The following is a 14745-nucleotide window of genomic DNA, read 5'->3' as shown; positions in this document are numbered from 1 at the left end:
TGTATCATAACCGGCATCTTTCCCACAACCCGGATCAGCCCACAAAATAGCCAAACTGGGCCAGCCGTTTTTTTACCTTGGAAAGATGGGTTTTTTCAACAACCATGTGATGGTTTTCGGCCCGCATGACGTACTTTTTAAGCAGGCTGTCGCTGGTGAGCAGTGACAGGAGTTCCCTGTCTGGTTTGATCTTGAATACGGACAGGGCCGGAACCGGTTTAATGGGGTTTAATCTGTTAAGGAGATTCTCAAAAAAACGTTCCCACACGGCCGGTGGGTGTTCAGCAATGTTTTCCCGGAAAAAAGTAATCTTGTTTTTCACCTCTGTGGCCGTGGTGCATTCTTGGAGAAACGAGTTAAAGTCCACCCGGTAGCTCGACTGGTTGATGGGTTCGCCCACAGCCTCCAGGATCATTCTTTTTATGGGGTCTTGGCCCTGGATGGAGAGAAGGGTATTGTTTGCATCCACCTCGATTTCACCCGAAGGGGCGGTGATATCTGTGGTAAAGCGTTGGGTTCGGTCCAGTGCATACCGTCCAAATTCGGTGAGTCGCACATATTTAAGGCCATCAAAGGGGCTCAGATAGGGCTTTTTGTACTCCCTGTAAATGGGGTTTGTGGGCTTGGAATAGGCCAGATCCAGAATGCCCAGGGCGCCAAAGAGAAACATCATCCTTCGGATAAAGGGCAGGGTGGTCGTGTCAAGACAATAGAGACTGGTGTACCCCACCTGGTCCCGTTTTCTATGGGTGGTGGTGGTGTCCATGGGGATGTAGAGATCGCCCAGTTCAAATCCATTTGAAAAAGGACTGAAATTTAATTCTGCGTGTTCGCCGATCCGGGCAAGATTGCATACAGAGGCCCACTCCTTGTCCGGCAGTAATTCCAGGATCTTTTTAAGGTGGCTCCTTATTTGTTTTTCATGATTATCTGAATTGTAGTCGTAGGATTGCCGTTTAATATATTCAAAGGTGTCCCGGCATCGGTGGCTTTTAAACTCTTTAAATGCGAAATAGTCGTTGAGGCCTGTTTTGATAAATCCGGGCAGATCGCTCAGTTCGCTGGGTTTCCAGGTCGACCTGCTGGTGAAAAAATCGGCAATCAGCCTTGTCTTGAGGGAACGAACATCCTTGTCTCCCTCGGTATAAAATTCAGTTATTTTGCAGGTTTCAGCCATTCGTTTAAGGGAGCCAGCAAGTATTTTATCGCTATTTTTTGCATACTTGATCTTGTCCTGGGCGATGAAGCTTAGAATAATGGGAAGGGTCTTAAAAATCTCCTGGTTGTCCATAAAAAGGTGGTCCACCTTTTTTTCCACCTCCTGGACCTGGGCCAGCAGGGGCGGGTCTGGGTCAGGAAGAACCTTGAGGATATAGGGGAGCAACCCCGGGTTGATACCGATTTCAAATTTATTGGTCCTATAGCCACTATAGGACCTTCTTGTGTTGAACACGAAGAAAAAAAAGTCTGGATCTTTTGACCACTTTTTGTACAATGCACCTTCATCAATTGCCGGGGGAAACGCTTCTTCCATGGCCTGGATGCGTTTCAGTTCGGCCATATAAAGGTCAAGGCCATAGGTCTTGTCCTTGCAGATATAGAGCAGATCCCTGGCCCGTTTGGGCAGACGTTCAACGATGCCTGCAAAAAGCATCTTGTTACCAAGGGCCTGCCCAAGCAGATGCACCAGGGACTCTTGTGTGTTTTTCTTTAAATCCTCGATCTCCCCGGGGGCGTATTGCTTGGGATCGAGCAGATCGGGAATGTGGGCAAGATAGCGTTCATATATCTTTTCAAGGCTTGGAAAGGTAAGAGACCGCTTTATCCTGTTCTCGATGGGGTTGTGGGGCCGGGTCTTCTTTTTTGGGGGGGCTTTGGAGTTTGAACCGACTCTGGTTTTCTTTTTTGTATTGTTATCGTTTTTCGTGAATGCGTTCATGGTGTCAAAGCTTGTCGTTTTTTTCAGGCAGGCCTCCCTGACCAATGGATTTTTGTCCCTGGAAAGCTCCTCAAAAAGAGACCTTGCCCAGCCATTTGTATCGTTTTGTATGATATCGGCCACATGGGCTCGAACATTTGGACTTACGTCCTTTGCAATTCGGATCACAAGGCTCTTGACCCTGGCCATTGTCGGTGCCAGGCAATAGGCGGCCCGGGCAATATTTGCCTTTTGCTGCCATGTGGTATATTTTTTATGATTTAAAAGTGGACGGAGCATTCTATCCCTGTCCTTAAATGTGCAGCAGGCGTCAAAGGCTTTTTGCCGCACAAGGTTTGAAAGGGGGTGGTCGGTTTCAAAACCAAGGTTGTCCACAAGCAGTTTGGGAAGTTTAGCCATGCCCTGGAAATGGTTGAAGTGGACCAGGGCCATGAGACGGTCCGCCATACTGGCCTGGGATGAAAGGGCAAAGGTAAAACGTTCCCAGGTCCAGTCGGGTTTTCCAGCGGCCATGAGCTGCTTTTGAAGTGCTTGTGCAATACACTCCCGGCAGCCAAGCACCCCTTTGGATGTGGCATAAAAATAAGTCTTTTTTTTTCTGCACATGGGGCATGGTACGTTACCCAAATGCATGAAATTCATTTGACTGATTTTATCGAGTAAATTCAAGGCTACTCTCCCAGCACATAGTCGATATCGGCCTCGTCCATCTGTTTGATGGAAGCATTGTCCGCTGCGATCAGCGAGTCAAACAGCGCCTTTTTTTTGGCCTGGAGCTTGAGGATTTTTTCTTCAATGGTATTTCTGGCGATCAGCCGATAGCTGAACACCGTATTCTTCTGCCCCATCCTGTGGGCCCGGTCAATGGCCTGGTTTTCTGCGGCAACGTTCCACCACGGGTCAAACAGAAACACATAATCCGCTGCGGTAAGATTCAGGCCAAGGCCTCCTGTTTTCAGGGTCATCATCAGGGCGGCGCAGGAGTTGTCGGTCTGGAACCGCTCGACAATGGCGCTTCTGTCCCGGGTTGCCCCGGTCATGACCAGGTGGTCAAGGCCTGCCTTTTCCATGTCAAGGGAGATGCAGTCAAGGGAATGGAGGAAATTGGCAAAGATGAGCACCTTGTGGTTACCGGCAACGGCTTCTGTCACATGCTCCATGAGCACCTCCCGCTTGGGCGAGATGATTTGGTTGTCGCTTTTGATTTCTGGAATGGAGGCAATCTGGCGAAGTTCGCCCAGGGCCTGGAGAACGAACAATTGGGATTGTTTCAGTCCCTTTTTTGCGATCTCTTCTTTGATGGCGTTTTTGTACATCAAACGCCGCTGGTGGTAGAGTCTTTCCTGGTCAGCGGTCATATCCACATAAAGGGTCTGCTCCATCTTGTCGGGCAGTTCCTTGAGCACCTCACCCTTGAGCCTTCGCAGGATAAACGGGTAGATCTTTTTTTTCAGCTCTTTGACAGCGGTTTTGTTGTCATCCTTCTGGATGGGGGTCAGGTAGTTGCGGGAAAAATCGGCGGTGGTGCCGAACATGGAGGGGTTCAGGAACCGAAACAGGGCGTAGAGCTCACCAAGATTGTTCTCTATGGGTGTCCCGCTCAGGGCCAGTCGGTGGTCGGCGTTCAGCAGCATCACCGCCTTGGATATCTTTGAGTTAAGATTTTTAATCTGCTGGGATTCGTCCAGGACAACGGCGTGGAAGGTCTCATCCTTCAGGGTTTCGATGTCGTTTCTCACCACGGCATAGGTGGTGAGGATGATGTTGTTTTTTCGGGCATGGGATATATCCCGTAGCGGGCCGTAGTAGGTTATAAAGGTGAGGTTCGGTGTAAATCGTTCAAGTTCGCTTGCCCAGTTGAACAGCAGGGTCTTGGGCATCACCACCAGGGTCGGGTGTCGTTCCCTGGGGTATATGGAGGCAAAAAGGGCGATGGTCTGGATGGTTTTTCCAAGGCCCATGTCATCTGCAAGGCAACCGCCAAGTTTATGTTTGTACAGGTAGGAGGCCCATCTCACCCCCTGCTTCTGATACCCCCTGAGGGTGGCGTTTATTTTTGGCAGTCGTTTTTTTGATGTTTTAAGCCGGTTGAATCCAAGGAAAATATCCCTGGAACGCTTGAATGTTTTTTGGGCGACCTTTTCCCCGATCAGTTCTTCGACCACTGGAAGATCGAAAAAAGAGACCTTGATCCCGGATTTCTGTCGCTTGAATATCCGGGAAAGGGTTCGCATGTATTCCGGGTTGATAAGGGCGCTGGTTCCGTCGCTCAACCGCACATAGGTGCTTTTCTGGTATTGTTTCAGAACATCGTTAATGGAAAATTTCTCTCCGGCAAGCTCCAGGGTGCCCTCCCCCTCAAGGAAATCAATTCCGTGGGAGAGCTTTAACCCAAGGGTTGGCTGAACATATTTTACCCGGTAGGACTTGAGCTTTTCAGCACCCAGAACCATGTAGCGGGCGAGCAGGCCTGCAAGTTCCTGGGTGATAAATGTTTCGGCAAGGGCCGGTTCAACCACCATGAAATTGTCCTCAACATAGAGGCCGTTGTCCTGTTTCAAAGATCGGGAGTGCTTTTTGAGCATGGTCTGGATCTCCCGGAAACAGTCGGAAATCTCCCCGTGGACCAGGGGGCTTACGGTGATGGTTCGTTCCATTTCATTGACGGACACGATTTTGTCCAGATCAAAATTGTCAAAGAAATCAGGGGAGAACCCGGAATAGGTGGCCGACACCCTCAGATGAAGGGTCTTGTCCGGGGTGACATTATCAAAGATCAGGGCAGGCCTTGTCGTCTTGGGGCTTCCCTGTTTGAGTTTAAATCCTGAATAGTCGATCTCCACGTTGGACAGGTTGGAAAAGAGCATGGTCAGGTATTGTTCAAGCAGCTCCGGGCCCAGGGTGGTTTCAAACAGGGTAAGGGTGTTGAAATGTCTGCCCAGGGGGGTGACCTGGTAGATGGTTGTGCCGGACAGGATATGGGTTTCGGTCACCGGGATGATGGGATGGATCTGTTTTGCCCCCAGCCACAGGCCCATGGATGCCTCCAACACTGTTTCCTGGGGTGTATCGGTTGTTAAGGACTTTTCCTTGTCTGGGGATTTTCCGTGAATGGATAACTTTACCCTGGCCTTTTCCAGAGAAAGTTCAATTTTTTGATCCTCACCATCCACAAGGCAGCCCGATGCAAGCAGCATGGAGACCAGGTATTCGTTGCCGTCAATATAAAAACTTCTGTCCCCGGGTTTGGCCTCCCACTCAATGGTGAAGGCCTCTTGTTCTTTTATCCTGCTGATCTCCTTGAGGATGCTTCTTTTGCTGCCCGAGTAAAATTCATACTCCGGGTCAACCTCTTTTCCTTCACCGTCAATGACGGTAAGGCAGACGCCCTGGACTTCAGAGGTGATTCTGAAGGCGATGGCGTCTGGAATCTTGGCGTTGCGGATGATGGGGCGTGTCTTTTTCAGAGATTCAAACAGGGTTTCGATTTTCAGGGCCATGGGGGGTAGCGCATCTCCTTGGGCGTGGGTTGCAGCAAAAGTATGACCCGCATTTATATCGTGGTTTCCCTTAAGAATCAATAAAATTTAGCCAAAGGCAACTGCCCTGAGTGCCTCCACCTGTTTTACGCTCCTGGGCTTGGGTTTGCCAAGGAGGCGATAACCCGTGTCTGTGATCAAATAGTTCTCTTCGTTTCTGATGCCGCCAAAGTCCCGGTAGGCCTCCAGGCGGTCATAGTCGATGAAATCCATGAACCGGTTTTCTTTTTTCCACAGGTCCATGAGTTCGGGAATAAAGTAAACCCCGGGCTCCACGGTGAGCACAAACCCGGGCTCAAGGGGTCTTGCAAGGCGCAGGGATTTCAGTCCGAACTGGTCGCTTTTGGGATGGCCGTCGTATCCCACCCAGGTTTCGCCCAGGTTTTCCATGTCGTGGACATCAAGCCCCATCATATGGCCCAGACCACAGGGGAAGAACATGGCATGGGCCCCTGCTTCAACGGCATCTTCCAAGTTGCCCTTCATCAAACCCAGGTCTTTCATGCCATGGGCAATCTCAAGGCTTGCCGCAAGGTGGATCTCTTTGAACGTAATCTTTGGGGCAAGCATGGATACGGCCTTGTCATGGGCTGCAAGAACAATTTCATAAACCTGACGCTGTTTCGGGGTAAAGGTTGGGGACACGGGAAAGGTGCTTGTCAGATCCCCGTTATACCCCATGGCTGTTTGAGCTCCGGCATCCAGCAGGAACAGCCGACCCTCCTTGAGGATGTTGCCGTGGTAGTGGTTGTGGAGGGTCTGGCCATTGACGGTGGCGATGATGGGAAAGGCCAGATCGTGGTCAAAGGCCTTTGCCACCCGTTCCACATCGGCTGCCACCCGGGCCTCGGTCATGCCTGGCTGGGCTGATGTCATGGCGGTTGCGTGCATGCCCACGCTTGTATTGACGGCCCTTTCGATTTCAGCCACCTCAAGGTCGGATTTGTAGATGCGCTGGGCAATCACTGCTCGGATCAGGGCAAGGGAGGCCATGCTTTCCATGGCGCACAGGGGAGCACCCATGAGTTCCATCAGGCAAATCCTGTGGTGATCCCGATAGGGTGGCAGAAAATGAACCGGTCGCCCCTGGTAGACGGCGGCATTCAGGGTCTGTTTGAGGTTGGCAAGGGGCTGGACATCGGAAATGCTGGTCCTGGCGGCCCTTGTGCCAAGGGAAGGCTGGGGACCCATCCACACAATCTGGTCCATGGTACCGTCGTCACCAAAAAGGATTTCATGGCCCGTGTCGCAGTCCATCACAAGGGCAAGGTCTGGATGGCTGATGCCTGCATAGTATAGAAATGTGCTGTCCTGGCGAAATGAATAGCAGTTGTCTTTAAAATTAATGGGGCTTTCTGAGTTCCCCAGAAGCAGGATGATGCCCCTGCCAACCTTGGTTTTAAGCAGGTTCCTTCGATCCTGATAAATCTCTTTATTGAACATTTTTATCCTTTTTATCCTTTATCGGTTTGTCCATTTGGGGGTTGTTTTTTCGAGAAAGGCAGTGATGCCGTTCTGTGCATCGTCCGAGCAGTTGTTCATGACGATGGTCTGCTTGGCATAGTGGAACGCCTGGTCGTCGGTCATGTCCGCCTGGGCATAAAAGCCCTGTTTGCCGATGGACAGGGCAAATCCGCTGGCTTCGGCAATGCCATGGGCAAGCTCAGAGGTTGTGCCATCAAGGGCCTCAAGGGAAACCACCCGGTTGACAAGGCCGAGGTCCTTGGCCTCTGATGCCGGAAATTCCCGGCCGGTCAACAGCATCTCCATGGCAGCCTTGCGGCCAATGGCCCGGGTGATGGCCACCATGGGTGTGGTACAGAAGAGTCCGATTTTAACCCCAGGGGTTGAAAACCGTGCATTGTCAGCCGCTATCACAAGATCGCACCAGGCCGCAAGCTGGCAGCCAGCTGCCGTTGCAATGCCCTGGACCTGTGCGATGACCGGCTGGGGGATCTCGTGGAGCATCATCATCATGCGGGTGCACTGGTCAAAGATGGTCCTGTACTCTTTTACCCCGGAATCCACCATTTCGGCAAGATAGTGGCCGGCGCAGAAATGGTTGCCCGCCGCCTTGATTATCAGCACCTTGATGGTTTCGTCCGTGGATATTTCGGTGAGGACATGGGTGATTTCCCGGATCATTCGACGTGACAGGGCATTTATTTTGGAAGGGTTATTTAAAGTCAGGCAGCCAACTGCCTGGTCTTGGGTGAACAAAATTTCTTGATACTCCATGGGTGATACCTCCTAAATATGAATGGGCTTGATACCCATAATGATGCCCGAATCCATGGGGCCTTTGTAGGGAGTGCGTTTGATTTTTTCAATTCCTGCATTTGTCATCAGGGTCATGATTTCAGCCTCGGAATAGGACTGGCCTCCCTCGGTTCTGACCAGCATGTTTAATGAAAACAGGGCGGGAAAGAGCGGGCGGTCCCTGGTATTGTCCAGGATAAAATCGTGAATGATGAGGGTTCCGCCCGGTTCCAGGGCCGAAGCGGCCTTTTGAACGATTCGATCACAGTCTTCGGGGGCGTCTCCATGGAGGATGTGGGAGAGCCACACCACATCATAGGAGCCGGGAATGGGATCTTCAAGGAAATTGCCCCCCTTGAATTCAATGGTGTCGTCCAGATTGAACCTGGCAATGGTTTTTTCGGCAAAGGGTCGGGTGGCGTGCTGGTCAAAGATGGTCGCCCTGAGCCCGGGGTTGTGCTTGCAGAAGTGGATGGCATAGGTGCCGGGTCCACCGCCCAGGTCCAGAAGATGCTTTCTCCGTGAGATATCAATGGTCAGGACAAGGGAGGGGGCCGTTGCCATGGCAATGTTGAACATTCCCATGAGAAAACTCTCCCGTTGTGCCTCGTTGCTTGCGGGTCTTAATTCCTCAACAGCCTTGCCGGTTCTGACCGATTCGTCAAGTCTTGACCAGGATTCCACCAGGTGGTGGTGGTGCATGATCATGAACCCAATGTACCGTGGAGACCTCTTTGATAGGAACGTGGCGGCCATGGGGGTATTGATATAGGTGTTATTTTCTTTTCTCAGAAGGTCCATGGCACACAGGGCATTGAGCAGCATGGCAGCAGCACGTGGTTCAAGACCAAGACCAGAGGCGACTGCTGTTGCAGTTGCTGCACCCTGATCAATGGTGGTGAACAGATCAAGCTTTACAGCGGCATGCAGGGTAAAGGTCTGCCAGTAGGCTCCGGACAGTTGAAGCAGTTTTCCAGGATTGAGTACTGGTGCAGTCATGGATGGTCTCCTTATTAATGATCTCCTTATTAGGGGCGAGCATTCCCTGGTTGTTAGTATAGGGAGCTCCAGGGGTCAAGAAAAATAATGAAGGTTTGAGGGTTTGTGCGGTCGTCAATTGTGCAATTCTATCTTTTACCTTGGATTTTTACCTTTTTTTTTGGGAAAGATAAAATTGATCCATTGAAAATTGATATTATAGTTAAATTAGGTCTTTGTAGCGCTTTCCATGGCCGTCAAAGTCCGGGGTGGTTAAAAAAAATGGGGTAATTGAAAAATATCCTTTGACAGGCAGGATAAATTCACGTAGAACGCTTGAGTCTTTGTGAGACGCGAACATTTTTCACAACGCTTCTTACAAAGACTTTTTTGTGTTCAGGATCTGGAATACAGTTCCTGGAAGTTGATCTTTGAAAACTGGTTAGTGACAAAAGAGACGAAGCGTGTCTTTTGAGTGCTGTGAAAGCACACAAAAGATATTCAAAGAATTTAACTGGAGAGTTTGATTCTGGCTCAGAATGAACGCTGGCGGCGTGCTTAACACATGCAAGTCGAACGAGAAAGGGATTGCTTGCAATCCTGAGTAGAGTGGCGCACGGGTGAGTAACACGTGGATAATCTACCTTTGAATCCGGGATAACTGTTCGAAAGAATCGCTAATACCGGATGAAGTCAGTCTTTCCTTGGAAGGATTGATGAAAGACAGCCTCTTCTTGAAAGCTGTTGTTTGAAGATGAGTCCGCGCACCATTAGTTAGTTGGTGGGGTAACGGCCTACCAAGACATTGATGGTTAGCTGGTCTGAGAGGATGATCAGCCACACTGGAACTGACACACGGTCCAGACTCCTACGGGAGGCAGCAGTGAGGAATTTTGCGCAATGGGGGCAACCCTGACGCAGCAACGCCGCGTGAGTGAAGAAGGCCTTTGGGTCGTAAAACTCTGTCAATGGGGAAGAAGTTATTGCATATTAATAGTATGTCGTATTGACGGTACCCATGAAGGAAGCACCGGCTAACTCCGTGCCAGCAGCCGCGGTAATACGGGGGGTGCAAGCGTTATTCGGAATTATTGGGCGTAAAGGGCACGCAGGCGGTCTTGCCAGTCAGATGTGAAAGCCCGGGGCTCAACCCTGGAAGTGCATTTGAAACTACAAGACTTGAGTACGGTAGAGGAAAGGGGAATTCCTGGTGTAGAGGTGAAATTCGTAGATATCAGGAGGAACACCGGTGGCGAAGGCGCCTTTCTGGACCGAAACTGACGCTGAGGTGCGAAGGCGTGGGTAGCGAACAGGATTAGATACCCTGGTAGTCCACGCAGTAAACGTTGTATACTAGGTGTAGCGGGTATTGACCCCTGCTGTGCCGGAGCTAACGCATTAAGTATACCGCCTGGGAAGTACGGTCGCAAGACTAAAACTCAAAGAAATTGACGGGGGCCCGCACAAGCGGTGGAGCATGTGGTTTAATTCGACGCAACGCGCAGAACCTTACCCAGACTTGACATCCTGAGAATCTGTTAGAGATATTAGAGTGCCTTCGGGAACTCAGAGACAGGTGCTGCATGGCTGTCGTCAGCTCGTGTCGTGAGATGTTCGGTTAAGTCCGGCAACGAGCGCAACCCCTATCTTCAGTTGCCAGCACATCATGGTGGGAACTCTGAAGAGACTGCCCCGGTTAACGGGGAGGAAGGTGGGGATGACGTCAAGTCCTCATGGCCCTTATGTCTGGGGCTACACACGTGCTACAATGGTATGTACAACGGGCAGCGAACCTGCGAAGGTGAGCGAATCCCTGAAAGCATATCCCAGTCCGGATTGGAGTCTGCAACTCGACTCCATGAAGTTGGAATCGCTAGTAATCGTGGATCAGCATGCCACGGTGAATACGTTCCCGGGCCTTGTACACACCGCCCGTCACACCATGAGAGTTGATTGTACCCGACGTCATTGGGCCAACCCTTCGGGGGGGCAGGTGCCTAAGGTATGGTTGATAATTAGGGTGAAGTCGTAACAAGGTAGCCGTTGGGGAACCAGCGGCTGGATCACCTCCTTTCTAAGGAAAGAAATACAATACAGAAGATACGTTTTATCTCGTCACTAACCGGTTTTGAGGGATCAATTTAATTGATTCTTTGTTCTTTGACAATCTGTTGAAAGTTAAAATGAAACAACATGACCCAGAGGAATGGTCGCGTTCGGATAATATCTGGACAAGGGATTCCAATGGTGTTGTATCGTATAACAAACAGGAATAGAAGCTTTTGTAATTTTTTTTACAGGGGTGAAATTTTCTGTGACGTTGTATCTGTATATTTGCATTAAAGCGTTTAAACTTAATTTGTGGTTTTATAGTGGCTAAGCTATAAAGGGCAAACGGTGGATGCCTTGGTGCCGGGAGGCGATGAAAGACGTGGAAAGCTGCGATAAGCTTCGGGGAGTTGCTTAACAAACTTTGATCCGGAGATTTCTGAATGGGGAAACCTGTCATGGTAAATACTGTGACATGTTCAGGTGAATACATAGCCTGATCAGGCCAACGGGGAGAACTGAAACATCTTAGTACCCCCAGGAAGAGAAAGTAAAAACGATTTTCCTAGTAGCGGCGAGCGAACGGGAAACAGCCCAAACCTGCCATGTGTGATAGCCCGAAGGCGTTGCATGTCAGGGGTCGTGGGATCTGAATTGTACCTGTTTCGGAAGGTGCGGAGAGTTACAAAGGTGATGTGTAGTCGAACGGACTGGAAAGTCCGGCCATAGCAGGTGACAGCCCTGTAGACGAAATGTATCGCTCTCTCTTTTCAGACACCCAAGTACTGCGGAACACGAGAAATTCTGTGGGAATTTGTGAGGACCATCTCATAAGGCTAAATACTACCCGGCAACCGATAGTGAACCAGTACCGTGAGGGAAAGGTGAAAAGTACCCCTGTGAGGGGAGTGAAATAGTACCTGAAACCGTTTGCCTACAAGCAGTGGGGGCTATGGCATTAGCCATAGTGACCGCGTGCCTTTTGCATAATGAGTCAGCGAGTTACTTAATGTAGCAAGGTTAAGCCGTGAGGTGTAGCCGCAGGGAAACCGAGTCTTAACAGGGCGGCAAGTTGCATTGAGTAGACCCGAAACCAGGTGATCTAGCCATGGCCAGGTTGAAGCGCGAGTAAAATCGCGTGGAGGACCGAACCCATATAGGTTAAAAACTATTGGGATGAGCTGTGGTTAGGGGTGAAAGGCCAAACAAACCTGGAAATAGCTGGTTCTCTCCGAAATATATTTAGGTATAGCCTCACATGTTTCTCATCGGGGGTAGAGCACTGGATGGGCTAGGGGTCTCACCAGATTACCAAACCTAACCAAACTCCGAATACCGATGATGTAAAGTGTGGGAGTCAGCCCGCGGGAGCTAAGTTCCGCGGACGAGAGGGAAACAACCCAGACCGCCAGCTAAGGTCCCCAAGTCTATGTTAAGTGGGGAAGGATGTGGAAATGCCCAGACAATCAGGAGGTTGGCTTAGAAGCAGCCATCCTTTAAAGAAAGCGTAATAGCTCACTGATCGAGTGGTTCTGCGCCGAAAATGTAACGGGGCTCAAACATAGCACCGAAGCTGCGGATAGAAATTTATTTCTATGGTAGGAGAGCGTTGTGTAAGTATTGAAGCGTGACTGTAAGGTCATGTGGAGTTTACACAAGAGACCATGCTGACATGAGTAGCGATAAAGGGGGTGAGAAACCCCCTCGCCGATAGCCCAAGGATTCCTGAGTAAAGCTAATCTTCTCAGGGTTAGTCGATCCCTAAGCCGAGGCCGAAAGGCGTAGGCGATGGAAAACAGGTTAATATTCCTGTACCACCGAGTTATCGTTTGAGAGAAGGGGGGACGCAGGAGGGCAAGTCATCCGTCTGCTGGAATAGGCGGTTCAAGCTGGTAGGCTTAAGGAGCAGGCAAATCCGTTCCTTTTTAAGGCCGAGAAGCGATGAGGAGGGATCTGATCCCATAAACTGACTGCACCCATGCTGCCAAGAAAAGCCTCTATCGAGATAACAGGTGATCGTACCAAAACCGACACAGGTAGGCAGGGAGAGTATCCCGAGGCGCTTGAGAGAACCCTGGTTAAGGAACTCGGCAAAATGATACCGTAACTTCGGGATAAGGTATGCCCCCCCGTGTTAGAAGACTTGCTCTTCAAAGCGTGGGAGGGTCGCAGAGAAACGGCGGTAGCGACTGTTTACTAAAAACATAGGACTCTGCAAAGTCGTAAGACGAGGTATAGGGTCTGACGCCTGCCCGGTGCCGGAAGGTTAAGGGGATTTGTTAGCGCAAGCGAAGCTTTGAACCGAAGCCCCGGTAAACGGCGGCCGTAACTATAACGGTCCTAAGGTAGCGAAATTCCTTGTCGGGTAAGTTCCGACCTGCACGAATGGCGTAACGACTTCCGCACTGTCTCAACCAGGGACTCAGCGAAATTGGAATGGCGGTGAAGATACCGTCTACCCGCGAAAAGACGGAAAGACCCCGGCACCTTTACTACAGCTTGACATTGGATTTTGGTACATGATGTGCAGGATAGGTGGGAGACTTTGAAGCGGGCACGCAAGTGTTCGTGGAGTTACCCTTGAAATACCACCCTTCATGTACTATGGTTCTAACGTGGGTCCCTTACCGGGATTACGGACAGTGTCTGGCGGGTAGTTTGACTGGGGCGGTCGCCTCCCAAAGAGTAACGGAGGCGCGCGAAGGTTCCCTCAGGCTGATTGGAAACCAGCTTAAGAGTGTAAAGGCATAAGGGAGCTTGACTGCGAGAGAGACATTTCGAGCAGGTAGGAAACTAGGTCTTAGTGATCCGGCGGTTCTGTATGGAAGGGCCGTCGCTCAACGGATAAAAGGTACGCCGGGGATAACAGGCTTATCGCCCCCAAGAGTTCACATCGACGGGGCGGTTTGGCACCTCGATGTCGGCTCATCACATCCTGGGGCTGGAGCAGGTCCCAAGGGTTTGGCTGTTCGCCAATTAAAGTGGTACGTGAGCTGGGTTTAAAACGTCGTGAGACAGTTTGGTCCCTATCTTTCGTGGGCGTAGGATATTTGAGGAGATCTGTTCCTAGTACGAGAGGACCGGAATGGACGAACCAATGGTGTTCCTGTTGTCGTGCCAACGGCATTGCAGGGTAGCTAAGTTCGGAACGGATAACCGCTGAAAGCATCTAAGCGGGAAGCCAACTTCAAGATTAGATATCCCATCACATAAAGTGACTAAAGACCCCTTGAAGACTACAAGGTTGATAGGCCGGGTGTGTAAGCACAGTAATGTGTTCAGCTAACCGGTACTAACAGGTCGTGAGGCTTAGCCACTAACTACAAACCCTTTTAGGTTTGAACGCTTTAATGCGGATATACAGAAAATACTTTCAACAGATTATAGATTGCCAAGTTTAATCCGGTGGCAATGGCAGAGGTGCCACACCCGTTCCCATCTCGAACACGGAAGTTAAGACCTCTAGCGCCGATGGTACTGCAGGGGAGGCCCTGTGGGAGAGTAGGACGCCGCCGGGTTATTTTTATATAAGTCCTGATCATCATTTATGATGGTCAGGACTTTTTTTGTTTGGAAAAAGGCCTCTGCCTTTTTGGGGTTTCCTCCGTGGATGACTTCTGTGCTTTGTCTTACAAAGGCATGATTGTGACATAAGGAATTTTTATAATAAGGATTAAAGCGTTTGCAGTCTTGTACCCAAGCTAAGAAAGGCTTTTTAGAATTGGCGTATTGAAAATACACCTTGAATAAAATACTCGTTTATGCATAAGCTTTTTCAGCAAAAATTAATGATTGTTAATTCCCAAATGGCTTTTTGGAGTCTTTGAATTATATCCGGTTCGTATATCATGAATATTGCAATGATATACAGTTAGAATTTTGCAAATTTCACCTGTATATCACCACCAAAGTATGGATAGCATGAATGATCCCCAGATCTGTTCATGTACTTGTTGTTATCCGCCTCATTACAATCGACTT

At 50.0% G+C, this 14745-nt stretch carries 5 protein-coding genes and 3 rRNA genes; 3 read left to right on the top strand and 5 right to left on the bottom strand.

Translation table 11 applies throughout. The annotated features are described in order from the left end of the window. Positions 1-34 precede the first annotated feature (34 nt). The 5 genes from HRM2_RS23285 to HRM2_RS23265 all read right to left on the bottom strand — a co-directional run bounded on the left by HRM2_RS23285 (position 35) and on the right by HRM2_RS23265 (position 8736). Positions 35-2608, bottom strand: a complete 2574-nt coding sequence (locus tag HRM2_RS23285; protein ID WP_015906469.1) for a hypothetical protein — start codon at positions 2606-2608, stop codon at positions 35-37. A gap of 2 nt (positions 2609-2610) precedes the next feature. Then, positions 2611-5439 (bottom strand): DEAD/DEAH box helicase, encoded by a 2829-nt coding sequence (locus HRM2_RS23280; RefSeq protein WP_015906468.1) that lies wholly within the window; start codon positions 5437-5439, stop codon positions 2611-2613. Positions 5440-5526: 87 nt separating this feature from the next. Beyond that, entirely contained in the window at positions 5527-6921 is a 1395-nt protein-coding gene (locus HRM2_RS23275) for an aminopeptidase P family protein (protein WP_015906467.1), read from the bottom strand. An 18-nt stretch (positions 6922-6939) separates the two neighbouring features. Beyond that, on the bottom strand, positions 6940-7716 hold the full coding sequence (locus HRM2_RS23270) for an enoyl-CoA hydratase (RefSeq protein ID WP_015906466.1): 777 nt from the start codon (positions 7714-7716) through the stop codon (positions 6940-6942). A gap of 12 nt (positions 7717-7728) precedes the next feature. After that, positions 7729-8736, bottom strand: coding sequence for a methyltransferase (locus HRM2_RS23265; RefSeq protein WP_015906465.1), 1008 nt, complete (start codon positions 8734-8736; stop codon positions 7729-7731). Between the two features lie 490 nt (positions 8737-9226). Here HRM2_RS23265 and HRM2_RS23260 point away from each other — a divergent pair. The 3 genes from HRM2_RS23260 (at position 9227) to rrf (ending at position 14282) form a co-directional block, all read left to right on the top strand. Continuing rightward, positions 9227-10789 (top strand): 16S ribosomal RNA (locus tag HRM2_RS23260). A 300-nt stretch (positions 10790-11089) separates the two neighbouring features. Then, positions 11090-14081, top strand: a 23S ribosomal RNA gene (locus HRM2_RS23255). 84 nt (positions 14082-14165) lie between these two features. Further along, positions 14166-14282, top strand: a 5S ribosomal RNA gene (gene rrf / locus HRM2_RS23250). Together the 16S, 23S and 5S rRNA genes form the textbook arrangement of a ribosomal RNA operon. Positions 14283-14745 lie beyond the last annotated feature (463 nt).

It is taken from the genome of Desulforapulum autotrophicum HRM2, assembly GCF_000020365.1.
GTDB classification, from domain to species: Bacteria; Desulfobacterota; Desulfobacteria; order Desulfobacterales; family Desulfobacteraceae; genus Desulforapulum; species Desulforapulum autotrophicum.
This window is presented reverse-complemented; position numbering and strand designations above follow the sequence as displayed.

Bases quoted from the DNA above. Each gene is read 5' to 3' on its own strand.
- HRM2_RS23275 (WP_015906467.1), bottom strand. From the start codon at position 6,921: ATGTTCAATAAAGAGATTTATCAGGATCGAAGGAACCTGCTTAAAACC.
- HRM2_RS23270 (WP_015906466.1), bottom strand. From the start codon at position 7,716: ATGGAGTATCAAGAAATTTTGTTCACCCAAGACCAGGCAGTTGGCTGC.
- HRM2_RS23265 (WP_015906465.1), bottom strand. From the start codon at position 8,736: ATGACTGCACCAGTACTCAATCCTGGAAAACTGCTTCAACTGTCCGGA.
- HRM2_RS23280 (WP_015906468.1), bottom strand. From the start codon at position 5,439: ATGGCCCTGAAAATCGAAACCCTGTTTGAATCTCTGAAAAAGACACGC.